The organism is Klebsiella sp. FDAARGOS_511 (assembly GCF_003812845.1).
Classification (GTDB): Bacteria; Pseudomonadota; Gammaproteobacteria; order Enterobacterales; family Enterobacteriaceae; genus Klebsiella; species Klebsiella grimontii.
The window spans coordinates 2,143,408-2,169,757 of sequence record NZ_CP033824.1 but is presented as its reverse complement, the minus strand read 5'-3'; the positions used below and the strand labels follow the sequence as shown (position 1 = coordinate 2,169,757).

At 55.9% G+C, this 26,350-nt stretch carries 15 protein-coding genes and 4 pseudogenes; 12 read left to right on the top strand and 7 right to left on the bottom strand.

From position 1 onward, the window contains the following. Position 1: 1 nt before the first annotated feature. Together EGY08_RS11395 and EGY08_RS11390 are read right to left on the bottom strand one after the other, a co-directional pair. A complete protein-coding gene (locus tag EGY08_RS11395) occupies positions 2-205 on the bottom strand; it encodes a YbdD/YjiX family protein (RefSeq protein WP_004108577.1) in 204 nt (67 codons plus the stop codon). A 109-nt stretch (positions 206-314) separates the two neighbouring features. Then, entirely contained in the window at positions 315-2,465 is a 2,151-nt protein-coding gene (locus EGY08_RS11390) for a carbon starvation CstA family protein (protein ID WP_004128574.1), read from the bottom strand. Positions 2,466-2,967: 502 nt separating this feature from the next. Here EGY08_RS11390 and EGY08_RS11385 point away from each other — a divergent pair. The 12 genes and pseudogenes from EGY08_RS11385 to EGY08_RS31250 form a co-directional block, all read left to right on the top strand. After that, positions 2,968-4,650 carry a ShlB/FhaC/HecB family hemolysin secretion/activation protein gene (locus tag EGY08_RS11385; RefSeq protein ID WP_123828495.1) on the top strand — a complete coding sequence of 561 codons (1,683 nt, stop codon included), beginning with the start codon at positions 2,968-2,970 and terminating at the stop codon, positions 4,648-4,650. 88 nt (positions 4,651-4,738) lie between these two features. Next, the gene (locus EGY08_RS11380; RefSeq protein WP_123828494.1) at positions 4,739-12,646 is read left to right on the top strand and encodes a hemagglutinin repeat-containing protein; all 7,908 of its coding nucleotides are present in this window, start codon (positions 4,739-4,741) and stop codon (positions 12,644-12,646) included. Next, positions 12,643-12,861, top strand: coding sequence for a hypothetical protein (locus EGY08_RS11375; protein ID WP_004128582.1), 219 nt, complete (start codon positions 12,643-12,645; stop codon positions 12,859-12,861). Before EGY08_RS11380 ends, EGY08_RS11375 begins: the two co-directional genes overlap by 4 nt. Before the next feature lie 105 nt (positions 12,862-12,966). Further along, a complete protein-coding gene (locus EGY08_RS11370; RefSeq protein WP_177447680.1) occupies positions 12,967-13,596 on the top strand; it encodes a ParB/RepB/Spo0J family partition protein in 630 nt (209 codons plus the stop codon). Positions 13,597-13,605: 9 nt separating this feature from the next. After that, on the top strand, positions 13,606-14,004 hold the full coding sequence (locus EGY08_RS11365) for a DUF6896 domain-containing protein (RefSeq protein ID WP_004128589.1): 399 nt from the start codon (positions 13,606-13,608) through the stop codon (positions 14,002-14,004). 315 nt (positions 14,005-14,319) lie between these two features. Continuing rightward, positions 14,320-15,582: pseudogene (locus EGY08_RS11355) on the top strand (VENN motif pre-toxin domain-containing protein); the annotation flags it as partial. Between the two features lie 922 nt (positions 15,583-16,504). Further along, on the top strand, positions 16,505-17,176 hold the full coding sequence (locus EGY08_RS11350; protein ID WP_227634717.1) for a hypothetical protein: 672 nt from the start codon (positions 16,505-16,507) through the stop codon (positions 17,174-17,176). A 334-nt stretch (positions 17,177-17,510) separates the two neighbouring features. After that, positions 17,511-18,863: pseudogene (locus tag EGY08_RS11340) on the top strand (VENN motif pre-toxin domain-containing protein); the annotation flags it as partial. 13 nt (positions 18,864-18,876) lie between these two features. Then, the gene (locus EGY08_RS11335; RefSeq protein WP_224326201.1) at positions 18,877-19,248 is read left to right on the top strand and encodes a DUF6911 family protein; all 372 of its coding nucleotides are present in this window, start codon (positions 18,877-18,879) and stop codon (positions 19,246-19,248) included. Positions 19,249-19,441: 193 nt separating this feature from the next. Then, positions 19,442-19,789: pseudogene (locus tag EGY08_RS11330) on the top strand (VENN motif pre-toxin domain-containing protein); the annotation flags it as partial. Between the two features lie 138 nt (positions 19,790-19,927). Further along, positions 19,928-20,215, top strand: coding sequence for a hypothetical protein (locus EGY08_RS11325; RefSeq protein WP_049112554.1), 288 nt, complete (start codon positions 19,928-19,930; stop codon positions 20,213-20,215). A gap of 314 nt (positions 20,216-20,529) precedes the next feature. Then, positions 20,530-20,667, top strand: a pseudogene (locus tag EGY08_RS31250) (filamentous hemagglutinin); the annotation flags it as partial. A gap of 84 nt (positions 20,668-20,751) precedes the next feature. Here EGY08_RS31250 and EGY08_RS11310 read toward each other — a convergent pair. The 5 genes from EGY08_RS11310 to hpaI form a co-directional block, all read right to left on the bottom strand. Then, positions 20,752-21,264 carry a 4-hydroxyphenylacetate 3-monooxygenase reductase subunit gene (locus EGY08_RS11310; RefSeq protein WP_049112551.1) on the bottom strand — a complete coding sequence of 171 codons (513 nt, stop codon included), beginning with the start codon at positions 21,262-21,264 and terminating at the stop codon, positions 20,752-20,754. Between the two features lie 18 nt (positions 21,265-21,282). Next, positions 21,283-22,845: a 4-hydroxyphenylacetate 3-monooxygenase, oxygenase component gene (hpaB, locus tag EGY08_RS11305; protein ID WP_049112549.1), complete on the bottom strand. Its 1,563-nt coding sequence runs from the start codon at positions 22,843-22,845 to the stop codon at positions 21,283-21,285. Between the two features lie 361 nt (positions 22,846-23,206). Further along, on the bottom strand, positions 23,207-24,097 hold the full coding sequence (gene hpaA / locus EGY08_RS11300) for a 4-hydroxyphenylacetate catabolism regulatory protein HpaA (RefSeq protein WP_049123205.1): 891 nt from the start codon (positions 24,095-24,097) through the stop codon (positions 23,207-23,209). Between the two features lie 9 nt (positions 24,098-24,106). Next, positions 24,107-25,483 carry a 4-hydroxyphenylacetate permease gene (gene hpaX / locus EGY08_RS11295; RefSeq protein ID WP_049123204.1) on the bottom strand — a complete coding sequence of 459 codons (1,377 nt, stop codon included), beginning with the start codon at positions 25,481-25,483 and terminating at the stop codon, positions 24,107-24,109. Between the two features lie 69 nt (positions 25,484-25,552). Beyond that, complete coding sequence (gene hpaI / locus EGY08_RS11290) at positions 25,553-26,344, bottom strand: 4-hydroxy-2-oxoheptanedioate aldolase (RefSeq protein ID WP_123829421.1); 792 nt, start codon at positions 26,342-26,344, stop codon at positions 25,553-25,555. Positions 26,345-26,350 lie beyond the last annotated feature (6 nt).

The following is a 26,350-nucleotide window of genomic DNA, read 5'->3' as shown; positions in this document are numbered from 1 at the left end:
ATTAGCAGCAGCGTACGCCGCCTTTTCCGTCGCCGCCGTAGCGGGCCTGCTGGCGTTCGCGAAAGAATTCGTCGTAGGTCATGTACGGCTGGTCCGGATGGTTAGTCTGCATATGCTCGACGTAATTATCGTAATCCGGAATGCCGATCAGCATTTTCGCTGCCTGACCGAGGTATTTTTTTGCCTGACCTAAGTTACCAAACATTGTGAGTCCCAGAGAACGAATAAAGCCGGATGGCGGCTAGCGCCTTATCCGGCCTACAAACATTCGTTTGTGTAGACCGGATAAGCGTAGCGCTATCCGGCATTAAGGTTTAGTGATGGGAAGAGGTCTTCACGCCGCCTTCCGGTACCGGCACGTACGGGGTCTCCTTGTCGGTACGCACTTTATTGTTGCGCACGTTGAGCCAGGTTTTGATGCCGTAGAAAATGATGCTGTAAACCACCACCAGGAACAGAATGCTCAGACCCGCGTTGGTGTAGTTGTTCACCACGATATGGTTCATGTTGGCAATCTGCTGCGCGGTCAGTTCGCCGCCGGAAGCGATCTTCTCTTTGTACTGCTGCGCCATGAAGAAGAAGCCTTCCATCTGCGGGTTGGTGCTGAACAGTTTCAGACCTAGCGCCCAGGTGGTGCACAGTAGCAGCCAAGCGGCCGGGATCACGGTGACCCAGATATATTTGGTGCGCTGCATTTTGACCAGCACCACGGTGCCGAGCACCAGCGCCACGGCGGCCAGCATCTGGTTAGAGATGCCGAACAGCGGCCACAGGCTCTTCACGCCGCCCAGCGGGTCGACCACACCCTGATACAGCAGGTAGCCCCACAGGCCGACGCAGCCCGCGGTACCGATAACACCGGCCACCAGCGAGTCGGTTTTCTTGAGGAACGGCACGAAGTTGCCCAGCAGATCCTGCAGCATAAAGCGGCCTGCACGGGTACCGGCATCCAGCGCGGTGAGGATAAACAGCGCTTCAAACAGAATACCGAAGTGGTACCAGAAGCCCATATCCGCCATCGGGATGATTTTGTGGAATACGTGAGCGATACCCACGGCCAGCGTCGGCGCGCCGCCCGCGCGGTTCAGTACCGACGGTTCGCCGATATCTTTCGCGGTTTGCAGGATTTGCTCAGGAGAGATCACAAAGCCCCAGGAGCTAACGGTCGCCGCCGCGTGCGCGGTGACATCCCTCAACTGCGCGGCAATCAGCGCGGCGTTTTCACCGCCCATTTCGTGCAGATTCGGCATGGTAATGCCGAGGCCAGCCGGTGGGGTGTTCATGGCAAAGTAGAGGCCCGGTTCGATAATCGATGCCGCAACCAGCGCCATGATAGCGACGAAAGATTCCATCAGCATCGCGCCGTAGCCGATAAAACGGGCATCGGTTTCGTTGGCCAGTAGCTTCGGCGTCGTACCAGAGGCGATCAGGGCGTGGAAGCCAGAGACCGCGCCGCAGGCGATGGTGATAAACAGGAACGGGAACAGGGCGCCTTTCCACAGCGGGCCGGTACCATCAATGTACTGGGTCACTGCCGGCATTTTCAGGTCCGGGTTGAGGATAACGATCCCCAGCGCCAGGCCGACGATCACGCCGATTTTCAGGAAGGTGGCCAGATAATCGCGCGGCGCCAGAATCAGCCATACCGGCAGCAGCGCGGAGATGAACGCGTAGCCAATCAGGGTAAAGGTAATGGTGGTGTCTTTAAAGGTCAGCGCCGGGCCCCAGTACGGGTCGTGGGCAATGATGCCGCCGAACCAGATGGATGCCACCAGCAGCACGATACCGATAACTGAAACTTCACCCACGCGGCCAGGGCGCAGGAAGCGCATATAGATACCCATAAACAGGGCAATCGGCACGGTCGAGCAGACGGTGAATACGCCCCACGGGCTTTCCGCCAGCGCTTTCACCACGATTAACGCCAGCACTGCGAGGATGATGATCATTATCAGGAAGCAGCCGAACAGCGCGATGGAACCCGGCACCGGACCCATCTCCTGCTTGATCATTTCTCCCAGCGAGGCGCCGTTACGCCGCGAGGAGATAAACAGCACCATAAAGTCCTGCACCGCCCCGGCCAGCACGACGCCCGCCAGCAGCCACAGGGTACCCGGCAGGTAGCCCATCTGCGCGGCGAGCACCGGCCCTACCAGCGGACCGGCGCCAGCGATAGCGGCAAAGTGGTGGCCGAACAGCACGTAGCGGTTGGTCGGGACGTAGTTCAGGCCATCGTTGTTAATGACCGCTGGCGTAGAGCGCGTAGGGTCGAGCTTCATCACCTTTTGCGCGATGTACAGGCTGTAATAACGGTAGGCGACGAGGTAGACGGAAACCGACGCCACCACGATCCACAGCGCACTGACGTGCTCACCGCGGCGCAGAGCGACGACTGAGAGGCAAAATGCCCCGATGATTCCGAGAATCACCCAAGGTATGTGCTTGAGTAGTTTTTTGGTATCCATAGTAAAACCTGGCGTTAATTAGATTAATAATTGGCCGAAGCCGTCTGGTTTTGTGTTTGGGTTGGTGGAGGTATTGATTAGCTATGCTGGCTCCGATCTTGCCAGAACGCCGTGTGCGTAAAGTTGGGTAAATCGGTGAGTGGTTATATGCGGGGTTAAGCGGTCGCTAGCCGGGGTAAGCGGTTGGCTATGAAGTGAGCAGGAGGAAAATATGTGATTGAGATCACAGGGGTTTGTGGTGTGGCACGAGTCATACCAGCGGCAGATTATATCAATTCAAACTCATTATTCTCATTTCGTAATGAATTCACATTTCACCTTTATTACTGAAATATATTCACCGATCCAATAAAAATATCCCGCAATTGATGAATTCGCCGTTGAATTATTATTGCGGTGATTGCCTTATTAATATGAGTTGATATTTATGTGCGTTCGCATGTATTTAATTGCCATCATTGAATGCTTGTCATCGACATGGATAGCCCTGGCTTAAAAAATAATGAATAAATGGAGTTTAATTCATAAGGTTTTTATTATCTCTGCGCTGCCAGTGTGGGGGTACGCCGCGCCTGCGGATACCGTACGTGAGCAGCAGTTCATCAACCAGCAGCAGCGCCAGCATGCCCTGGAAAGTCAGATCGCGCCGCCGTCACCGGATATTCATTTATCCGCGGAAGGAATAAATGTCGATGATGGGCTATTTCCCGTAGAACAACCTTGCTTTGCTATTTCTCAGGTTATTTTGCAGGGCGCCGAAGCCTTACCGCATTGGCTTCCGCTCCAGCGCCAGAAAAATAAAGTGATTGGGCGTTGTCTGGGAGGAAAGGGAATAAATCTACTGATGGCCCAATTGCAAAATATATTAATCGACCGCGGTTATATCACCAGCCGGATCCTTGCTCCGCAGCAGGACTTAAAAAGCGGTGTTTTACGCCTGGTAGTGATGCCGGGATATATCCGTGAAGCCAGGCTTACGGCGCAGAGCGATGATTATCTGTGGCTGGCGAGCGCATTTCCGGCGACTGATGGGAAACTGTTGGATTTGCGCGATATTGAACAGGGGCTGGAAAATCTGCAGCGCCTGCCGACGGTACAGGCCAGCATGGAAATTGTTCCGGGCGAGATGCCGGGGCAAAGCGATATTGTCATTAACCGCCAACAGGAGCGCTTCTGGCGCGTCGACGCCTCGCTCGATGATTCCGGCTCTAATGCCACCGGCCGTTATCAGGGGAACCTGACGCTGTCACTGGATAACCCGCTAGCCTTAAGCGATCTTTTTTACCTTTCCGGTTCACATAACCTCGATGGCAACGGCGGTAAATCCTCGAAGAACCTGACCGGCCACTATTCGGTCCCGCTGGGCTACTGGCAGTTCCTGTTAACCGCCAGCCAGTACGATTACGTGCAAACCGTGGCGGGGGCTAACGGCGATTACCAGTACAGCGGTAAAAGCAAGAACGTTGATTTCCAGCTTAGCCGCGTACTGCACCGTAGCGGTAGTCAGAAGACCACTCTTAGCGCCGATGTGTTAGCCCGCGAGCAGCAGAACTTTATTAACGACACTGAGATTGCCGTCCAGCGGCGGCAAACGGCGGCCTGGAAGCTTGGTCTGCAGCATCGCCATTACCTTGGCAACGCCACTCTCGATGGCGGAGTGAGCTACCAGCGCGGTACCCGCTGGTTCGGCGCTCAACCCGCGCCGGAAGAGCAGTGGGGGGAAGCAACCGCCCTCAGCAAGATCCTGCAATTTAATGCTCAGCTCAATTTGCCTTTTGCCTTGGGCGGGCAACGTTTTCGCTTTACCAGTCGCTATCAGCGGCAGATGAGCAGCACGGCGCTGACTTCGCCGGATATGTTTTCCATCGGCAACCGCTGGACGGTTCGCGGCTTTGACGGCGAGCGCACCCTGACCGCCAGCCACGGCTGGTACGTACGTAACGATATCGCCTGGTCGACCCCGTTACCGGGGCAGGAGTTTTATCTGGGAACAGATTACGGCGAAGTCGGCGGCGCAGGCAGTGAAACGCTGGTGGGCAAACACCTCGCCGGAGGCGTGGCAGGGCTGCGCGGCCAGTACCTACGCGCCAGCTACGACCTGTTCGCCGGTATCCCTTTAGACAAACCCGATGGTTTTAAAACCGAACCGGCAACTTTTGGTTTCAGCGTCAGCTGGAGCTACTGACTTTTACTCACGCGCCGTCCGGCGGCGCGTGCTGCGCACAGGGATGATTTTCCGCGCCGCGGTGGACAACGGATGACGAGTAACGGCAATGAATAAACGCTTTTATCGAATCGTGTTTAATAAGGCTCGCGGGATGCTGATGGTAGTGGCGGAAACGACCCGCTCTCATCGGGCGGGCGTGTCGCCGCAATCCGGCGCCGACGCGCGAACCGGGTCGACGCTGACGTCCACCCTGGCGCCGCTGGCCTTTGGCTTTCTACTCGCGTTTTCCTGTCTCACCCCGGCTCAGGCAGCGATTGTCGCCGATAACCCTGCGCCTGGCGGCCAGCAACCGCAGATCGCCAATAGCGCCAATGGCACGCCGCAGGTCAATATTCAGACACCGAGCGGCGCAGGCGTTTCGCGCAACGTCTACAGCCAGTTTGACGTCGATGGGCGCGGCGTGGTGCTGAATAACAGCCACGCCAGCACTTCAACCCAACTGGCCGGGATGGTCGCCGGTAACCCGAATCTGGCGAAAGGGGAAGCCAGAGTGATCCTCAACGAGGTGAATACCCGTGATCCGAGCCGGCTGAATGGCTATATCGAGGTTGCCGGGCAGAAAGCGCAGGTGGTGATCGCTAACCCTGGCGGAATTAGCTGCGACGGCTGCGGGTTTATCAATGCCAGCCGCGCGACGCTGACGACAGGTCAGGTGCAGTACAGCAACGGGCAGATTAGCGGTTACGATGTCAATCGCGGCGAAATTATCGTACAGGGCGGCGGGCTTGATGCGAGCTCGGTAGACAGCACCGACCTGCTCGCCCGCGCGGTGAAAATCAACGCCGGGGTTTGGGCGCAGGAGCTAAAGGTCACAGCAGGGCGTAATCAGATCGATGCGGCGCACAGTCGGACGACGGCAAAATCAACCGACGGCAGTGCGGCGCCAGCGGTGGCGATAGACGTCAGCGCGCTGGGCGGGATGTACGCCCATAAAATTCGTCTTGTCGGTACCGAGCGCGGCGTAGGCGTTCACAATGCCGGCAATATCGGCGCGGCGACGGGGGACGTAGCAATCAGCGCTGATGGCGCGCTCAGCAACAGCGGCATGATTCAGTCCGCGCAGAATCTGCAACTGTCCGTTAAGGGCGATCTTCACAACCAGGGCCAGCTGTACGCCGGAAAAGATAGCCTGGTGACGGCCAGCGCGACGCTAACCAATGACGGCATTATCGCCGCGCAAGGTGATACGCGGATTGCCGCCAACGCTTTGCGTAGCGTGCAAAACAGCACGCTCGCCGCCGGATTAAATAGCGATGGTTCTTCCGCCAGCAGCGGCGCGCTGACGCTGAATAGCCAGACTTCGCTGGCGCTGAATGGCCGCAATATGGCGGCAGGGACGCTGACGGCGCAGGGCAGGGCGGTGGATCTTGATAACAGTCGAACCTCGGGGGCGCGGATCGTGGTCAGCGCCGCGTCCGGCGATATCACAACCCGAGATGCGGTGGTGGCGGCCAGCGAAAAACTCCAGTTGGCCGCCAGCGGCAAACTCAAAAACCACAGTGGCCTGTTGACGGCCAGCCAGCTTGAGCTGAAAGCAATGGCGCTGGATAACCAGCAGGGCGTAATCCAGCACACGGGCGGGGACGATCTACGCCTTGATTTTCGCGCGGGATTGGATAACCACGGCGGAGAGATCGCCAGCAACAGCCATGCATTGACGCTCAGCACCAGCCAGTTGCTCAATCAAAACGGAACGCTGTTGCATACCGGCAGCGGCGGCATGTCTATTACCAGCGATGGCGTGCTGGACAACGGCCAAGGCACTATTGCCGCTAACGGCAATATCGTTTTGTACTCCGATAACATTAATAATCGCAGCGGTAAAATCAGTACGACGCAAGGCAATGCCCAGCTCACTACGCGTCATGAGCTGGAAAATTCACAAGGGAATATCGTTGCTGGCGGTAGCCTTACTCTACAAGTAGCAAGCCTTCGGAACCAGCAGGGGCAATTGATTGCGGCGCAGGGCGACCTGGCCATGAGTGCTGAAGGGGGGCTGGATAACCGCGAAGGCGTTCTTGCCGCAAATGGCAATATCAAGCTTGACGCCGACAATCTGACCAACCATGGCGGAAAAATCAGCGCGGCGCAGGGCGACGTTCAGCTCACTGCGCGCCATGGGGTGGATAACTCGCAGGGGAATATCATCGCCAGCGGCGACATCCGGCTACAGGCTGAAAATCTTAACAATCGTCACGGGCAGGTTGGCTCGGCGCAGCGGGGCAGCGTCAACCTGAAGACGAGCGGTTTACTGGATAATCAGCAGGGCACAATTACCGCCGTTGATGTCCTGCGTATTCACAGCGCCGCTGTTGATAACCGTCAGGGAGAACTGCAGTCCGGCGGTAACCTGAACATCACCATCCACAATCGGGGGCTGGATAACCGGCAGGGGCAGATCGTCTCCGCCGCCGCTCTGGATATAGCAGGCGTCAACCTGGCGCTGGCTAATACGGGCGGGACGCTACTGGCCGCGAGCAAACTTATTCTCGATGCAGATTCCCTCAGCGGCGATGGCGAGGTGCTCTCTCAAGGCGATATGTCACTAACGTTGCGTCAGGCGTTTCATCACGCCGGGATGATCATCGCCAACGGCAACCTGCAGTGGAATCTCTCCGGATTGGCGCTGATTAATCAGGGGGTTATCAGCGTTGGCCAGGCGCTCAATCTCTATGTGGCGAAGCTGGATAACCGTCAGGAAGGTGAAATCAGCGCTGGCGAGAACCATTCGACGGTTAATGGCGAGTTAGTCAATCGGGGGCTGATTGACGGTGGTTTAACCCATATTGTCGCCACGACGTTAACCAATATCGGTAGCGGGCGCCTGTACGGCGACGCCGTCGCGCTGCAGGCGGCAACGCTGACTAACGCCGCGGAGAACGGTGTGGCGGCGACGATTGCTGCACGAGCATCGCTGGCAATGGGCGTCGGCACGCTCAATAACCAGGATCACGCGCTGATCTTCAGCGACGGTACGCTCTCCATTGGCGGCCTACTTGCCGAAGACGGTTCGCTCAGCGGCCGGGCGGGAGTCTTTAATAACCACAGCGCAACGCTTGAGTCCGCCGGTGATATGGCGCTCGATATCCAACAAATCAATAACTACAACGACCATCTGGTGACGAAAGATGTGATGGTCGAGCAGTCATGGCGCCATGAAGCGGCGCTGAAAGGATCGGTACAGCGCTTCGACTGGTCGCTGGTCGATACCAGCTATAAAAACAAATACGGCGTTCACGACGCCATCATGCCGGACGGTAGCCGCGGCGATGAGTTCTATGAATATCAGTACCAGCGTACCGTTGTGGAAACGCAGGTGGTGGAAAGCGATCCCAGCAAAATCCTCTCCGGCGGCCGGCTCATCATCAACAGCGATAAGCTGAATAACTACGACAGCCAGATTATCGCCGGAGGAGCGCTTGGTGGCGTGATTGGCGAACTAAACAATGTCGCCACGACCGGTAAACGGGTGACCACCGACGTCGGCACCCAGACTCGTTGGTATGAAAAAAAGACCAGCCGCCCGTTTGGCGGCACCAAAACCAGCCAGGGGAAAAAAAGCAGCGAATATGAACCGACGCCAACGGTTCAGACTATCGATCTGCAAACCATGAAGTGGCAGGGCAATACCCCAATTGATGGCCATAGCGGTGTGATTACCCCGCGCGATCGCGCCGATGAAACAGGTGAACTACCCGCCGGACGATTGGTGGAAGTGACGCCGGTTAACGCTGACGGAACGGTTATTCGCGTCGTCACGCCGGATACCCGTCTTCCTGTCAGCAGCCTGTATCAGATCGATCCGCAGGCTACTGCGGGCTATCTGGTGGAAACCGATCCGCGTTTTACCAACGGTAAAGCGTGGCTCGCCAGCGACTACATGCAAAATCAGCTGGGCGTTGATCAGGCGATGAAGCGGCTTGGCGACGGCTATTACGAACAGCGGCTGGTGCGTGAGCAGATCGTTAAACTGAGCGGCGGGCGCTACCTGCAGGGCTACAGTAACGATGAAGAGCAGTACCGGGCGCTGATGGACGCGGGCGTCGCCTTCGCCAAACAGTACAACCTGACGGTCGGGGTAGCGCTGACGCCAGCGCAGATGGCGCTGCTGACCAGCGATATGGTCTGGCTGGTCGCCAGAGAGGTCACGCTAACGGATGGCTCTGTGCAACAGGTGCTGGTGCCGCAGGTTTATGCGCGGCTTAAAGCGGGCGATCTTGATGGCAGCGGCGCGTTGCTCGGCGGTGAAAACGTGGCGTTCAGTGTGAGCCGTGATGTGACCAACAGCGGGCACATCCACAGCCGCGGCGTGACGCAGCTAACCGCGGAAAACATTCATAACAGCGGCTATATCGGCGGCAACCAGCTTACGCTAAACGCGCGTACTGATATCAACAATATTGGCGGAACGCTGCAGGGCGGCGATAGCCTGAACGCGCAAGCCGGGCGTGATATCAACAGCGCCAGCACCCTCGGCGGCGGCCCAGGTAATGTCAGCCTCGATCGGCCTGCGGGGATTTATGTCCAGAATGAAAACGGCCAGCTGGGGCTGCAGGCGCTACATAACATTAATCTGACGGCAAGCATGGTGAGTAACAGCGCGGCGGGCAGCCAGACGCAGATTATCGCCGGCAACGATCTCAACCTGCAGACGCTCGCTACCACCCATAGCGAAAGCGGAAATTGGGGGAAAGGCAACGATCGTTCTTTGACCCAGCGTAGCGATATCGGCACGCAAATTAACGGCGGCGCGGTGGCGCTGTCCGCCGGCCACGATATGAATGCCCGCGCCGCCAGCGTGACGGCAACCAGCAGCCTGACGGTTGCCGCCGGCAATGACATAAACCTCAGCAGCGGCGAGTCCTCATGGCATCTGATGGAAAACAGCCATCAAAGCAGCAGCGGCCTGCTGGCTCGCCGCTCGCTCACCACTCACGATGAAGTGTGGGCGCAGAACGCCATCGGCAGCAATTTTAGCGGTGACAGTATTGTGATGCAGGCCGGGCGCGACCTGCTGGTATCCGGCAGCGGTGTTGCCGGTACCCAGGAGGTCAACCTTGTGGCGGGGCGTAACCTGACCATCGCCACCGCCGAGGAGAGTCGCCAGGAAAACCATCTACGTAAAGAGAAACATAGCGGCTTTTCCGGCACCGGCGGTGTTGGCTTCAGCGTCGGCAGTTCGTCGCTGAAAGCCACCGACGCGACGACAACGCTGAGTAGCGCCGCCAGTACCGTCGGAAGCTCACAGGGCAACCTTAGCCTGAGCGCCGGTAATGTGTTGACGGTTCAGGGATCTGACCTGGTGGCCGGCAACAATATGGCGTTGACCGGTAAAACCGTGAATATTCTGGCAGCGGAACACCAGAGCACCCAGACCCATACCGTGGAGCAGAAAACCAGCGGCCTGACGCTGGCGTTATCCGGGATGGTGGGCAGCGCCATTAATACCGCGGTTTCCAGCGCCAACCAGGCCAGCACCGAGAGCAATGGTCGTCTCGCCGCGCTGAGCGGGCTGCAGTCGGCATTATCGGGCGTACAGGCGTATCAGGCATCGCAGATGCAGACTGCGGATTCCAGTCCGGAGAGCATGATAGGGGTCAACCTTTCCTGGGGTAGCCAGTCATCGAAATCCACTCAGCGACAAACGCAGAACACCAGCCGCGGCAGTAGCCTGATGGCCGGCACCAATCTCAGCATTATCGCCACTGAGACGGATATCAACGTTGAGGGCAGCCAGCTGCAGGCCGGCGGCAGTGCGTTACTCAATGCCGCGCGCGATGTGAATTTATTCTCTGCGGAGAACGCCAGCACCCTGAGCGGTAAAAACGAGAGCCATGGGAGTTCGTTTGGCGTCGGTATTAACTTCGGTCAGGGCGCGAACGGGCTGACGGTCAGCGCCAGCGCCAACGCCGCGAAGGGCCACGAGAGGGGCAACAGCCTGACGCATAACGAAACGACCCTCAGCGCCGGTGAGCGGATGACTATCGTCAGCGGTCGCGATACGACGCTGACCGGGGTGCAGGTGAGCGGCCATCAGGTGACAATGGACGTCGGGCGTAACCTGACGCTGGACAGCGAGCAGGACAGCGATAACTACGATTCGAAGCAGCGTAGCGGCAGCGTGGGGGCGAGCGGCAGCATGGGCGGCGGTTCGGGTTCTCTCAACCTGAGCCAGAGCAAAATGCACAGCACCTGGGCGTCGGTGGAGGCGCAGACGGGGATTTTTGCCGGCGAGGGTGGTTTTGATGTGAAGGTGGGCGGGCATACGCAGCTGAATGGCAGCGTGCTGGCGAGCACGGCGGCGGCGGAGCTGAACCGGCTGGATACCGGGACGCTGGGTTTCCGGGATATTAAAAACTCTGCCGAGTACAGCGTGGAGCAGCAGAGCGCGGGGGCGGGCACGAGCGGTAGCGTGGCGGGGCAGTTCCTCGGGAATGCGTCCAGTGGTCTGCTGATGGGGGCGAACGGCAGCGGCAGCGATAGTTCGCTGACGCGGGCGGCGGTGAGCGAGGGCAGTATCGTTATCCGCGACGGCGCGAATCAGCAGCAGGACGTGACGGAGTTAAGCCGGGATGCGGCGCATGCGAACCAGACGCTGAGTCCGATATTTGATAAGGAGAAAGAGCAGAACCGGCTGGCGGTAGCGCAGAAGATAGGTGAAATCGGGCGCCAGGTGAGTGATGTGCTGGTGACGCAGGGCAAGCTGAACGCGCAGGCGGCGCAGGGCGACCCGGCTGCGCGGGCAGCGGCGCGGGAGAAGCTGGTAGCGGGAGGGAATGCCAGCCCGAGCGAGGAGCAAATCAGCGCGCAGGTGAGCCGGACGGCGACGGCGGACTACGATACGGGCGGAAAGTACCAGAAGGTGGCGCAGGCGGTAACGGCGGCGATGCAGGGTCTGGCGGGGGGCAACCTGGCGCAGGCGGCGAGCGGTGCAGTGAGTCCGTATGTGGCGGAAATCATTCACAGCCAGACGACGGACAGCGCGACGGGTAAGGTGAATGTGGAAGCCAATGCGATGGCGCACGCGGTGTGGGGAGCGATAGCGGCGGCATCGGGAAATAACAGCGCGCTGGCGGGGGCGGCAGGCGCGGTGAGCGGCGAGCTGCTGGGCCGCTGGATAGCGGCGGAATATTATCCGGATGTTAAGACAGAAGAGCTGTCGGATGAGCAGAAGTCGACGATAAGCGCGCTGAGTACGCTGGCGGCGGGACTGATGGGGGGGCTGAGCGGAGGCAGCAGCGGGGATGCGGTGGCGGGGGCGCAGGCCGGGAAGAACGCGGTTGAGAATAATTTACTCGGCGGTAGTGAAGATGCTCAGGCTGCATGGATACGCCAGCACGGCGTCGATATGGCGAGCTGTTCAGACAATCCGAGTGGGGCTGCATGTCAGAAAGCAATGAATGAACGAGATGCCATAGGGTTGGCGCTGGCTACAGGTAGTGTTGCCCTGTTACCGGGCGGAGCTCAGGCTATGTGGGGTCTTGGAGCCGGTGCGAATGCAGGCATCAGTTATCTGGCGGATGGTACGATAGATCCGGCAAATGCGGCTATTGCTGGATGGGTAAACGTTATCAGCATGGGAAATGGTCTGGTGGGTACTGTTGGATGGAATGCGGCAGGTGGCGCGCTGGGGAACTGGATTGACAATAAAGATCCACTGTCTGGTGCACTTATCAATGGTGTCGGTTCGGGCATTGGCTATGGTATTGGTAAAGGGCTCTCATGGGGCGTTAATGCTGGAGCAAACTGGTGGAAAGGTGGTTGGGATCCGAAGTTTAATGCTGATCTGAGACAGTTTACTGAAGTGAAAGGAGATTATGGCCTTTCAAAAGAAATGAAACCAAGTAAGGTACCCAGTTCTTTTGGTGACTTAGGCGGTTCTATTTTCTCTGAAATAACAGGTAAAGGAATCGAGAAAATTTCATCTCCAGGTAGTAATGGAGATGAAAAATGATCAATATCCTTTTCGCTTTATTTTCAATTTTGGCAGGGATACTTTTAGCTGAAATTGCATATATTTTTTTACTTATCGTTGAATACGTAATGCTTGGCAATTTTAACTTTGAACTGGCATCAGCATGGCACTATCTGAAAGTAGGGGCCGGTGGAGGGGGGATAATGGGAATAGGACTTGCTCTGCTTCGCCATTTTGAAGTTAAAGGATTTTAATAGTTGTTGTGGAGAATAATGCGCTGAGTGTGAATCAGCTTGATGGTTTTGCGCAAAGAGCCAGAAACTGCGAGGGCAGCCAGCTGCGAGAACGTTGTCAGGGATATGATCAACCTCAACATAGAGCAGCAGCAAGAAATAGCAACTCTGTGTTCAATCAACCCTCAGCAATGTCAACAGAAGTATGGTTATTTGGTTGAGCAGTGGGAAGTGTTTGATGCCACAATCAGGCGCATGGCTGCTGATGGTACGCTGCCGAATGATTTCAGGTATGCGATGGCACCAGTTTATACGCTGAGTCAGGAAGCCGGTGGCATCAAGGCGAGCGAGGGCTGGAAAAAACGCTTTGAGGCGATGGGAATCAGGGAGGAATTCGCAACGGCGATGGCGGCAACTCTCCCATTAGCTATGAGTGGAACGAAAGGAGCTAAAGCATCAACAACACAAGTAGTTACTAAGAATGTTAATCCTGGCTCATTAATAAGCCGACAGAATAGTAATGAAATGTCAGGTTCTCAGGTAAAACGCATTGCAAAGGATATGAAAGCAAATGGCTATAAAGTTGATAAGCCCGTTGATGTCGCTATTGTAAACGGCAAAATGATCATTATCGATGGTCATCATAGAGCCGAGGTCGCAAGAAAGGCAGGTATGAAAGATATCCCGTCAGAGTTCACCCTGTTACAAAAGAGCAAGGTGATCAATTACTGCGTGAAGCCGCTGAAGCAAGGGTGAGGTACTGAAATGAATAGTGTTTTTGATAAAGATGAAGTTATTAGATTTTTTCTACTTCAGAGTGAGCTGGTTAAAGCCTTATTTAAAACCTATCCAATGGCAAAAGACATTGAGTGGTTATTAGATTTTCCCAAAAATGGACATGTTCATATTAATGGGGATGTATGGAGTTTTTCCAAACATGGAAAGGGGATCAGGTTCTTTATAGAAGGTTCACATACTGGCAAAGTGGTTGATGTACATAATAATATAAGTTGTCCTGAATTGGTTGATACATGGCGATTACTACAGTACTTTTCGCTTGATGATGAAAACCAGCTTGAGGCGCTTTTGAATGAGATGGTTATCTCAGGTGAATTAGAGAAAATATCGGATAAATTATACCGGTTAAAAGAAATCCCGGCCTGAATGGCCGGGGGCCTTGTTGTAAACCGTTATACTCCCGAAAAATGCCCCTTGCCACGCTTAATCACCGGCAGATCGCCGGTGTCGTTAAGCGCGCCGGGGAAGGTCTTAAGCCACTGCTTCATCTTTGGCCCGTTAACGGAGACCACGTTCAGCCCCTCGGCGCAGCCGTACAACTCGCGGGTGTTCTGGCTGTGATGATGATGCAGTCCGGTGTCACCCGGATCCGGATCGGCATCCTGTCAGTCAATCCAGGCAGTAGAACTCGTAGCAGATGGTGGGATGTGGAATGTCCGAATCAGCCCCTGAGCCCGCTATGTGACAATGGACGTCGGGCGTAACCTGACGCTGAGCAGCGAGCAGGACAGCGATAACTACGATTCGAAGCAGCGTAGCGGCAGCGTGGGGGCGAGCGGCAGCATGGGCGGCGGTTCGGGTTCTCTTAACCTGAGCCAGAGCAAAATGCACAGCACCTGGGCGTCGGTGGAGGCGCAGACGGGGATTTTTGCCGGCGAGGGCGGTTTTGATGTGAAGGTGGGCGGGCATACGCAGCTGAATGGCAGCGTGCTGGCGAGCACGGCGGCGGCGGAGCTGAACCGGCTGGATACCGGGACGCTGGGTTTCCGGGATATTAAAAACTCTGCCGAGTACAGCGTGGAGCAGCAGAGCGCGGGGGCGAGCACGAGCGGTAGCGTGGCGGGGCAGTTCCTCGGGAATGCGTCCAGTGGTCTGCTGATGGGGGCGAACGGCAGCGGCAGCGACAGTTCGCTGACGCGGGCGGCGGTGAGCGAGGGCAGTATTGTAATTCGCGACGGCACGAGTCAGCAGCAGGACGTGACGGAGTTAAGCCGGGATGCGGCGCATGCGAACCAGACGCTGAGTCCGATATTTGATAAGGAGAAAGAGCAGAACCGGCTGGCGGTAGCGCAGAAGATAGGTGAAATCGGGCGCCAGGTGAGTGATGTGCTGGTGACGCAGGGCAAGCTGAACGCGCAGGCGGCGCAGGGCGACCCGGCTGCGCGGGCAGCGGCGCGGGAGAAGCTGGTAGCGGGAGGGAATGCCAGCCCGAGCGAGGAGCAAATCAGTGCGCAGGTGAGCCGGACGGCGACGGCGGACTACGATACGGGCGGAAAGTACCAGAAGGTGGCGCAGGCGGTAACGGCGGCGATGCAGGGTCTGGCGGGGGGCAACCTGGCGCAGGCGGCGAGCGGTGCAGTGAGTCCGTATGTGGCGGAAATCATTCACAGCCAGACGACGGACAGCGCGACGGGTAAGGTGAATGTGGAAGCCAATGCGATGGCGCACGCGGTGTGGGGAGCGATAGCGGCGGCATCGGGAAATAACAGCGCGCTGGCGGGGGCGGCAGGCGCGGTGAGCGGCGAGCTGCTGGGCCGCTGGATAGCGGCGGAATATTATCCGGATGTTAAGACAGAAGAGCTGTCGGATGAGCAGAAGTCGACGATAAGCGCGCTGAGTACGCTGGCGGCGGGACTGATGGGGGGGCTGAGCGGAGGCAGCAGCGGGGATGCGGTGGCGGGGGCGCAGGCCGGGAAGAATGCGGTTGAGAATAACTCTCTGGCGCATGTGCTGGCAGCTATAGAGGCCAACAAGCCGAGAACAGTTGAGTCATGGACAAAAGAGCAGCAGGAGCAAATCAGGGAAGCGTGCAGTGGTGGAACGCCGGTGTCATGCGAAACGGCAGTAGCCGCAATAGGTAGTGCAATGGCATGGCCATTATTACCGGGAGCAGCAGCAACAACCAGCTTGATAGGTGCTGGAGCTAATGCTGGAGTGGGCTTGCTGATTAACGGTGAAGTAAATCCAAATGACGTTATTCTGGGATACTGGACCGGTGCATTCACAGCAGGAACCGGGCTGTGGGGAACGATGGCGGTTAATGCTGGTAGTGGTGCCGCATCAAGTTATCTCAAAGGTGATGATCCTCTGAAAGGTGGATTGATCAGCGGGGCTGCTTCCGGGCTGGGTTATGGTGCAGGTAAACTGGTTGAATTGCCATTTGATAAAGTCCTTAATCCAATGAAACCATGGAAAGACTGGATCTGGACAGATGTTGGAATGGGGATATCCAAACCGCTGCCGATTAATCCAGTGCCAGGTATGGCAGGTAATGCCTCGGGTAGCGCGGCGACAGAAATCCTCAATGATCAAGCAGGTAAAGCAGATGCGAAATTCAAAAAAGGAAACCAAAAATGAATACAAAATCTTTTTTTTTCATTTTTTTCTATCTGTTTTTTGCTTGCAATGTAGCAATGATCGTATTGTTTTTACTTTTATATGTTCTCATTAGAGGTTATCTCTTATTGATGTACCACATCCCATTTGAGCTGGCTTGGAGTGATTTAGGGAAGTATACCAAAGCTGCATGTTTCACAGGGTCATTAATAGCTACTGGTTGTTGGTGGATTTATTATCAGCATTCAAAAAAAGGTAGATACAAGTGACGTGACAGGCACTCTTAGCTTTCAGCTGTAATGATATTGTTGTGGAGAATAATGCTTTCGGAGCGAGTGCTGGAACAAACCTCGGGTTCTGGTTCAGCCAGACGCCAGACTGCGATACAGACTGTAAAGGAAAACTTGCAGAAGATGTGGCAAAAGGGAATGCAGTAGTATCAGCCCATCTGCCAGGTACTGTTGGGTTAGGTATATTGCCAAAGGGGGCTCTGATAACAGCTGCCATCGGTGGCGGAGCCAATACTGCAATACAATATGCCACGACTCGTGAAGTGAATTACACAGATGCGTTGATAGCGACTTGGGTTGGAGCAGCAACCTCAAAAACTGGTTGGTTAGGAACTGTGGGATGGAATATGGCAGGTGGAGCGACATCAAGTTATATTAAAGGAGATGACCCCATAGTTGGGGCTATAACAAGTAGTGTTGGCTCGGGATTAGGATATGGGGTTGGTAAGTATATCTTGAAGCCCTCTGTAAATTCAGCGGGAAAGTGGATAACAGGAGGCTGGGATCCCAAGTTTGATCACAACTGGCTCAAATACGCTGAAATCAAAGGTCAACTTGGTTTATCTAAGGAAATGTTACCAAGTAGAATACCAACCTCTACTAGTAATATGGGTTCATCTATTACATCAGAGATGACAGGAACTGAAATGAAAAAAATTATTCAAGATAAATACTCTAATGGCGGGAAATGATGAAGTCATTGTTTTTTGCTTTCTTTATCATAGCTGTTTCTATGTTTTCCGGAGTTATAATAGCTGAAGTATCATATTTTTTTACTGTTTATTAAATATTTGGCTTATGGATACATTGAGACAGAATGTTCTGAAATATTAAAGGGTTTGAAAATTGGTGGGATTGGAGGTGGGGTATTGGGTTGTGGGATCATTTTATCTAAACTTATTAAAGTAAAGGGGTTTTAGTCAATTATAACTTGACCCAGGTTCTTATGAAATACAGACGGTAGTGTTTTCAGTCGTCGGTTTTACCCAAATGCTTACATTCGCTCTTAGTTATCAGTGAACCGCCGATACGGGTGGAAATTACCAGAAGGTGGCGCAGGCGGTAACGTCGGCGATGCAGGGTCTGGCGGGCGGCAACCTGGCGCAAGCGGCGAGCGGGGCAGTGAGTCCGTATGTGGCGGAAATCATTCACAGCCAGACGACGGACAGCGCGACGGGTAAGGTGAATGTGGAAGCCAATGCGATGGCGCACGCGGTGTGGGGAGCGATAGCGGCGGCATCGGGAAATAATAGCGCGCTGGCGGGGGCCGCGGGCGCAGTGAGCGGCGAACTGCTGGGGCGCTGGATAGCGGCGGAATATTATCCGGATGTTAAGACAGAAGAGCTGTCGGATGAGCAGAAGTCGACGATAAGCGCGCTGAGCACGCTGGCGGCGGGACTGATGGGGGGGCTTAGCGGAGGCAGCAGCGGGGATACAGTGGCGGGGGCGCAGGCCGGGAAGAACGCGGTTGAGAATAACTATCTGAGCGTGTCTGATAAGACTGAGCTTGAGATAGCGAAACAGACACTTAAAAACAGTAAAGATCCGGCAGAGCGCGAGAAAGCGCAGCAGAAATATGACGCGCTGCGTGAGAAGGATATCGCCAGTGATAAGGAAGTTGTTGATGCCTGCGGTAATGGTAATGCGGGAAGTTCAGCGTGTGCAGGTGCAAGGCTGAAAGTCATTGCGTCAAAAGAGGGGTATGAAGATGGCCCTTATAACTCGAAATATAGCCAACAGTATGCTGATGCGTATGGGCAGATAGTCAATCTCCTTGATATCACCAGCGTTGATGCACAGAATCAGCAGCAGGTGAAAGACGCCATGATTAACTATTTCATGGTCACCAAAGGAGTTGATCATCAGACCGCTGAAAGCTACACCGAAACGAAGCAGGGTCTGGAGATCATTGCGGCTTCGGTAACACCAATTTTGGGTTCTGCTGCAGCAAAACAATTAAGTAAAATCGTTGATGCTAGTCTTAAGGTCGTGGCGAAAGGTAATGTTGATGGAGCTAAGTTCATTGATACTAATCAGGGGGCAAGGCCTTCCAACTTAGCAGATGTGAATAAGCCAACACTCATTGATGGACGAATCCAGGCTAAAATAGATAAGCAAAACAAGCCTCTTCCTAACGGTAATATGGCTACAGCTCATGCTGAAGTAGGGGTGATACAGCAAGCTTTTGAAAAAGAAATGTCTCAAGGTCGTGAGATGACAATGAGTGTATCTAAAGAGCCTGTATGTGGTTATTGCCGCGGTGATATAGCAGCTATGGCTGATAAAGCGGGGCTAAAATCTTTAACAATTTATGAAGAAGCTACAGGATCAGTCCTCTACTGGCAGCCTGGCATGAAATCTCTCAAGGTTAGGGATTAAAATGAATTTTAAAATGAGTTGGACACTGGACGAAACAGGTGGCAATAAGCAGATCCCAAATTGGGATATGGTATTAAATCAGTTTAAACAAATTCAGGGGAAAAAAGGAACCCTTACTCTTGATATACTGAACAATGGCGATGATAGCGCTGAAATGCTTCAGGTCAGAGCGGAGAATGGTTATTACTTGATAACATTAGGTGAAATTGTCGAGGATGAATACCAAGTAAGAACGTACTGGGATTCGTCTAAACCTGATACAGGAGTGTTGATTCTTGGAGATTACTGGCCGGAATCTCAGCTTACTGAAGACTGTGAATTTGTTGTAAAGATCTTAAAAGAGTTTTTTGATACTGGCAACGTATCAAAAGAACTTCTTAATTGAAATATAAATCCAAGACTTCAGCATCCTTAAGTGGTGCTTTAGTTCGCTTATATGATGGTGGCGCGATAGGCCTTGTGTCACGGTCGGGCGGTAGCGTCTGCGGGGCCATAAACGCTTAACAGCGCAAAAAGTTGCCGTCCCGGAAATACAGCAGGCAAAAACGGTTGTAACTCACGGAAATAACAGGGGGATGTCGGGGGTACCGGAGCTGGCGCATTTTCTGAAATCAACCGAGGGCAACCCGGCGGTCAACACCATTGCGCACGCGATACTGGGCGGCGCGGTTGCGGCGCTGCAGGGGAACAGTGCGGCAGCGAGTGCGGCCGGAGCGGCGACGGGTGAGCTTGCGGCGCGTGCCATTATGGCGGCGATGTACCCGGGTAAAGCGGTCAGTGACCTGAGCGAGGAGCAGAAGCAGACGGTCAGTACGCTGGCAACGATATCGGCGGGGATGGCCGGAGGGATAGCGGGAGACAGTACGGCTTCAGCAGCTGCGGGGGCGCAGGGCGGGAAGAATGCGGAGGAATCAAATGCACTTAGCCCGAATGACTTCGGTAAAGGTCTTGCTGATTCGGCCCAGTCGGCAACATCCTGGGTTAAATATGCTCAGGACAATAATCTTTCACCGGGAAAGGAACCAGTTATAAAATGACAGATAAAGAGTTTAAAGGAACTTGGAATGGAAACGCCGTCCTCAACCAGTAATTCATTATATATAAATGATATTTTATATTCTGAAGAGGATAGGAAAATCATTTTGTATTTTAACTGTATTGATAATAAAGAAATTTTCTCAGCAGAAGTGAAAAAAGTTGGGGAGATAAAGGTGGTCAGTTCTGACGAGTTGCACTTGTTCTTAATGAAGTTTATGCCTCATGAATCTTCAATTTTTAATAAGTTGCATAAAATAATATGGGATTACATTGAAGGCAGGGAAGTAACCTTCCCGATCCAGTTAGTTCCCTGAATAGCAGTAAGATCCCGGCCTTTGTGCCGGGATCGTGCTATCAGCCGTCAGCCTCACCCAAAATGCCCGTTCCCGCGCCTGTACACCGGCAGATCGCCGGTGTCATTCAGCGCCCCCGGAAACCCTTCCAGCCACAGCTTCATCTTCTGCCGGTTGACGGGAACCACGCTCAGCCCCTCGGCGCAGCCGTACAACTCGCGGGTGTTCTGGCTGTGATGATGATGCAGTTCGGTGTCACCCGGATCCGGATCGGCATCCTGTCAGTCAATTCAGGCAGTAGAACTTGTAGCAGATGGTGGAATGCGGAATGTCCGAATCAGGACTTGAGCCCGCTATGTGGCAAGGAGAAAGAGCAGAACCGGCTGGCGGTGGCGCAGAAGACAGGTGAAATCGGGCGCCAGATGAGTGATGTGCTGGTGACGCAGGGTAAGCTGAACGCGCACGCGGTGCAGCTCTGACACAGTTTGCACAGCAGGAACGCTAACGCGAATCTGTGTTGCCCCTCCCCGTTATCCGGGGAGAGGCAGGCGAAGCCATTACACCGCGACTTCCATTTCCATCATCACCGGGTGGAAACGGCGTTTAAAGTAAACCAGGCCGTGCCCTTGCGGGCTCAGGGTAATATTGCGGATCTCCGCCAGATACACCAGGTGGGTACCAATGGTTTGCACCTGGCTAATCTCGCCTTCGAGACTCGCCAGTGAGCCTTTTAGCACCGGCTGGCCGAGCTCGCCTTTTTGCCAGCAGCTGAGGCCGAAACGGTCGTCCATCGTCATCCCGGTCATGCCGGCGAAGTGGCGCGCCATCTCCTCTTGCTCGTGGTTTAGCACGTTGATGCACAACTTGCCGTTGCCCTGAAATACCGGGTTCATCGCGCTGTTGGCGTTGATACAAACCATCACCGACGGCGGCGTATCGGTCACCGAACAGACCGCGGTGGCGGTGATTCCGCAGCGGCCCGCCTCGCCTTCGGTGGTGATGACGTTAACGGCGGCCGACAGGCTGGCCATGGCATCGCGAAAACGCAGACGTTGTTCATCTAATTGCATTGTGACCTCCCGCTGCCGTTATTTCAGCAGCTTATCCAGCATGTTGATATCGGTATTGTTGTGCAGATGCGGCACCGTCCAGCCGTTCTGGTCGTACTCGGACAGGCAGCGATCCACCATCGCCATCATTTTGTCCATGTTGCCGGAGCTCTGCGCCTGACGCAGGCACTGCAGGCGAATTTCATCCTGGCTACCTGAGTAGTTGATTTCGTACAGTTCGTGGCGACCACCAAACTCGCTGCCGATCGCATCCCACATCAGTTTGAGGATCTTGATACGCTCGACGTGATCCATGCCGTTCGATCCGCGCACGTATTTCGCCAGATATTCGTTGATCTGCGGGTTGTTGAGATCGCGGGCGCTGGACGGCAGATAGATCAGGCCGCTGGTGACGTTGCGTTCAATAATGTTTTTGATTTTGGCGTAGGCCATCGGCGCCATCACGCGATAGGTTTGCAGCGCGGCGTGATCCGGCAGATACGCACCGTTAACCCACGGCGTCGCTTCGGCGCACATCGAGTCGCTCAACGCCCAGAACATATTGCGCCAGGCTACCACTTCGCCGAGATCCGCCTGTACGCCGCGGAACTCCAGGGTGCCGGTGCACTCCAGCGAGCGCTTCAGCAGGGCGGTGATGAAATCGAGCTTCACGGCCAGACGTACGCAGGCCTGGAGCGGATACATGCGGGCGAAACCGCCTTCCATCGTCCAGCGACGGCAGCGATCGAAATCGCGATAAATCAGCACGTTTTCCCATGGGATCAGTACATTATCCATCACCAGGATCGCATCGTTTTCGTCGAAGCGGCTGGAGAGCGGATAGTCGTACGGCGATCCGGTTGCTCCGGCGACCAGTTCATAGGAGGCGCGGGAGATAAGCTTAACGCCTTCGGCATCCATCGGCGCGACGAACATCAGCGCGAAGTCCGGGTTCTCGCCCATCACCTGTGCCGAGCCGAAGCCGATCATGTTGTAGTGGGTCAGCGCCGAGTTGGTGGCGACCACTTTCGCGCCGCTGACGATGATCCCGGCGTCGGTCTCTTTTTCCAGCTTGATATAAACATCTTTCACTTCGTCCGCCGGCTTATGGCGATCGATCGGCGGGTTGACGATGGCGTGGTTAAAGTACAGGCCGGTTTCCTGGATGCGGGTGTACCAGTTACGGGCGTTCTGTTCAAACTGGCCGTAAAACGCCGGGTTGGCGCCGAGCGCGCAGCCGAAGGCGGCTTTGTAGTCGGGGGTGCGGCCCATCCAGCCGTAGCTCAGGCGCGACCATTCAGCGATGGCGTCGCGCTGCTGGCGCAGATCGTCGGCGCTTTTCGCGACGCGGAAGAACTTGTGGGTATAGCCGCCGCTGCCGGTATCGGTGCCCCAGCACAGGGTATCCTGCAGCTCGGGTTTATGCAGCGCATCGTACATCTGGGCGACGGAGGCAGCGGCGTTGCGGAACGCCGGGTGGGTGGTCACGTCTTTAACGCGTTCACCGTAGATATAGATTTCGCGGCCGTCCTGCAGGCTCTTCAGGTACTCTTCACTGGTTAACGGGCGTTTAGCGTCTGCACGGAAATTTTCAGGTTTCATAGGTGACCTCTTCAGTATTAATCGGAATGTGATGTTAAATTTATGTTTTGTTTTTGTTGTTCAATTGAAGCGGTTAACGCGCCTTTCGTGAAGAGACTTTTAGGTCAACGGTCGGTACTTTTCAGGCGGGGTTGGGTTATGTGATCGGGGTTGGTTTTTCTATTTTCCTGCCTGGCTCCCCGGTGAACCGACAACAAGCCGGGGCGGGTTTTGAATTTGTACCCCGGACAGATGCGCGGCCTCGTCTCCGGGAAATTCAGCGACTCTGCGCTCTGCTCCCGGGGGTGGCGCCTGGCGCGCCTTGCCCGGGCTACCGCCTTTCAGACGGCTGCCGACTCGCCGTGCCGTCCAGGGAACGATCCTAAGACACCGGTACTTTTTGCATTCTGAACGCGCTCGGCGAACAGCCCGTCAGGCGGTTAAAAAAGCGGGCGAAATAGGCCGGATCTTTAAAGCCCAGCTGCCAGGCTATTTCACCGATCGTACTGTCGGAGAAGAGCAGTAATCGCCTGGCCTCGCGCAACTGCCTGTCGAAAATCAGCCGCTTGGGCGGTCGGTTAGCGAAGCGGCGGCAAATATCGGTTAACCGGGATTCGGTCAGATGCAGCTCGCAGGCGTAATCTGGTACCGTCCAGTGCTGGTGGTAGTGGCTATCGATCAACTGGTTAAAACGCTGGAACAGCTTGAGCTCGCCGCGTATCCCGCTGGCCGCATGATCGTCAAGCTTCGCGTTGCGCAGTAGCAGGGTGAATACCGCCTGCGCCAGCAGCGTCAGGGTGTGTTCCCGCCCCGGCAGCTGCGAGGTCGATTCCCGTTCAATCAGCCGCCAGTAGTGCGCCAGCGCAGCCAGCTCATCGGGCTTATCGGCCAGCGACAGGCAGATGCCCGGCAGGCCGAAGGCCTCCCGCGTGCCGGGATAGAGCACCTCCAGCAGCGGCCAGACCAGATCCTCGCGCACCGTCAGCACGTGACCATCGCTATCGGACTCGGTGATAAAAGCGTGCGGCACCGAGGGCGGCGTCAGGACAAACAGCGGCGCCTGCACCGAGTAGCGATGATCGTCGAGCTGTAGCTCAATCTGCCCGGTATCGAGAAAGTGCATCTGAAAATACTGGTCGTGGCGGTGCGCCTGCATATCACGGCCAAAGAACTCCGCCATCCGGGCAAAGGATTGATAATGCACCTCTTCCGTCCCCAGACTCTCATCGTACTCTTTATTCATATCGATATTGGTAACAGGGCTCTGGCACATAGCGGCTCCCTACGGCGTCGCGCGCGGACGCGATCCTTTCATCGGAATCGCCCAGATAATTACCGCGCCGATGACCAGCAGGGCGGCGACGAACCACAGACCGCTGCTGAAGCTGCCGGTAACATCCTTCAGCCAGCCAATCATAAAGGGGCTGAGCGCCGATCCGATATTGCCGGTCGCGTTGATCACCGCGATGCCGATCGCTCTGGCGCGCAGGCTGATCGACTGATCCGGCGTGGTCCAGAAAATGGCCATCGCGCTAAACGATCCGGTGGAGGCCATCACGATCCCGAGCAGCTGGATCAGGTTGTGATCGGTGGCCGACGCCAGCAGCCAGCCCGCCGCGGCGAACAGGAACGGCAGGGCGGTGTGGTGCTTACGCTCCTGGTGTTTATCGGAGTGGCGGCTCCAGTAGATCATCCCGAGAATGGTACAAATCTGCGGGATCGCCGCCAGCAGGCCGATGGTGATATTGCTGCTGCTTTCGTTAAAGCTTTTGAGGATCTGCGGCGTCCAGATGCTGATCGCGCTGAGCGTATTGGTCAGGCAGAAGTAGGCCAGGGTGTACATCAGCACGATCGGCGTGAACACTTCCCGCCACAGGCTGCGCTGCTGCATGGCGTGATGGCTGATCGCCCCTTCCGGCTGGACCAGCGTCAGGCGGTCGTTGTCCATCATCTCCTGCAGGCATTTTTTATCTTCTGCGGTCAGCCATTTGGCCTTCGACGGCGAATCGTCCAGCCAGAACCAGACCATAATTCCGAGCAGCACCGACGGGAAGCCTTCCAGCAGGAACAGCCACTGCCAGCCGTGCAGGTTCAACAGGCCGTCCATCGACAAGATATAGCCTGAAACAATCGACCCCAGCGCGGTGGTCACCGGCATCGCGATCATAAACAGCGCGTTGGCGCGGGCGCGGAAAAAGGCCGGGAACCAGTAGGTCAGATATAGCAGAATACCGGGCAGGAAACCGGCCTCGGTGATCCCCACCAGCATGCGCAGGATATAGAGGCTATTCGGCCCGGTCGCAAACATGGTGGCGGTGGAGGCGATGCCCCACAGCACCATGATGGTGGCGATCCAGCGTCGTGCGCCGACGATGCTGAGCATCACGTTGCTGGGAATGCCGAAAATCACGTAGGTCGCGTAAAAAAGGGTAGTGGCAAGGCCGAACATGGTGGCATTAAGGCCCAGATCCTGCCCCATGGTCAGCCCGGCAAAGCCGATATTGATGCGATCTAAAAACGAAAAGATAAACAGCACGAACAAAAACACGATCAGGCGGCGAAAGAGCTTGTTGATAACCGACTGCTGCTGCGCCGTCAGCTGTTTGTGCTGATTAGCCGGATCGAACTTTTCCGGGATGGCAGATGATGTATCGCTCATTATCATTTTCCTCTAATGGGAATTTTGTAGGGTACTGCGGGTTGCCGGGTGGCGCTGCGCCACCTGGCGTTAATAGACGCCTGACGAACCCTCGGCGGTTTTTTCCGCGCCAAATCGGGCCGCCAGCGCTTCCGCCCCGCGGGCCAGCAGGGTGGTATCGACGCCGACGGCGACGAACAGCGCGCCGAGCTGCAGGTAGCGCTTCGCCAGCGGTTCGCTGGCCATCAGGATCCCCGGCGCTTTGCCCGCCGCGCGAATTTGCGCGATGGCGCGCTCAATGGCGGCCTGCACTTCCGGATGCTGCGGGTTGCCGCTGAAGCCCATATCGGCGCTCAGATCCGCCGGGCCGATAAACACGCCGTCCACGCCCTCGACATCGAGGATCTGCGGCAGATTGTTGAGCGCTTCGCGAGTTTCGATCTGCACCAGCACGCACATCGCGTCGTTGGCCTGATGGAGATAATCCGGGACGCGGTTCCAGCGCGAGGCGCGGGCCAGCGCGCTGCCGACGCCGCGAATACCCGCGGGCGGATAGCGGGTGGCTTTCACCGCCAGCCGCGCTTCGTCGGCGTTCTGCACCACGGGTACCAGCAGGGTTTGCGCGCCGATATCCAGCAGCTGTTTAATCTGCACCGGGTCGTTCCACGAGGGGCGTACCACCGGCTGGCTGGGGTAAGGAGCGATCGCCTGCAGCTGGGTCAGTATCGTCTGCACGCTGTTTGGCGCATGCTCGCCGTCGATCAGCAGCCAGTCGAATCCGGCCCCGGCCAGCAGCTCGGCGCTGTAGCTGCTGGTCAGCCCCAGCCACAGGCCAATCTGCGGACGACCCGCTTTTAAGGCGTCTTTAAAGGCGTTATTCATCATGTT

Bases quoted from the DNA above. Each gene is read 5' to 3' on its own strand.
- EGY08_RS11395 (WP_004108577.1), bottom strand. From the start codon at position 205: ATGTTTGGTAACTTAGGTCAGGCAAAAAAATACCTCGGTCAGGCAGCG.
- EGY08_RS11390 (WP_004128574.1), bottom strand. From the start codon at position 2,465: ATGGATACCAAAAAACTACTCAAGCACATACCTTGGGTGATTCTCGGA.
- EGY08_RS11385 (WP_123828495.1), top strand. From the start codon at position 2,968: ATGAATAAATGGAGTTTAATTCATAAGGTTTTTATTATCTCTGCGCTG.
- EGY08_RS11380 (WP_123828494.1), top strand. From the start codon at position 4,739: ATGAATAAACGCTTTTATCGAATCGTGTTTAATAAGGCTCGCGGGATG.
- EGY08_RS11375 (WP_004128582.1), top strand. From the start codon at position 12,643: ATGATCAATATCCTTTTCGCTTTATTTTCAATTTTGGCAGGGATACTT.
- EGY08_RS11370 (WP_177447680.1), top strand. From the start codon at position 12,967: ATGATCAACCTCAACATAGAGCAGCAGCAAGAAATAGCAACTCTGTGT.
- EGY08_RS11365 (WP_004128589.1), top strand. From the start codon at position 13,606: ATGAATAGTGTTTTTGATAAAGATGAAGTTATTAGATTTTTTCTACTT.
- EGY08_RS11335 (WP_224326201.1), top strand. From the start codon at position 18,877: ATGAGTTGGACACTGGACGAAACAGGTGGCAATAAGCAGATCCCAAAT.
- EGY08_RS11325 (WP_049112554.1), top strand. From the start codon at position 19,928: ATGGAAACGCCGTCCTCAACCAGTAATTCATTATATATAAATGATATT.
- EGY08_RS11310 (WP_049112551.1), bottom strand. From the start codon at position 21,264: ATGCAATTAGATGAACAACGTCTGCGTTTTCGCGATGCCATGGCCAGC.
- hpaB (WP_049112549.1), bottom strand. From the start codon at position 22,845: ATGAAACCTGAAAATTTCCGTGCAGACGCTAAACGCCCGTTAACCAGT.
- hpaA (WP_049123205.1), bottom strand. From the start codon at position 24,097: ATGTGCCAGAGCCCTGTTACCAATATCGATATGAATAAAGAGTACGAT.
- hpaX (WP_049123204.1), bottom strand. From the start codon at position 25,483: ATGAGCGATACATCATCTGCCATCCCGGAAAAGTTCGATCCGGCTAAT.
- hpaI (WP_123829421.1), bottom strand. From the start codon at position 26,344: ATGAATAACGCCTTTAAAGACGCCTTAAAAGCGGGTCGTCCGCAGATT.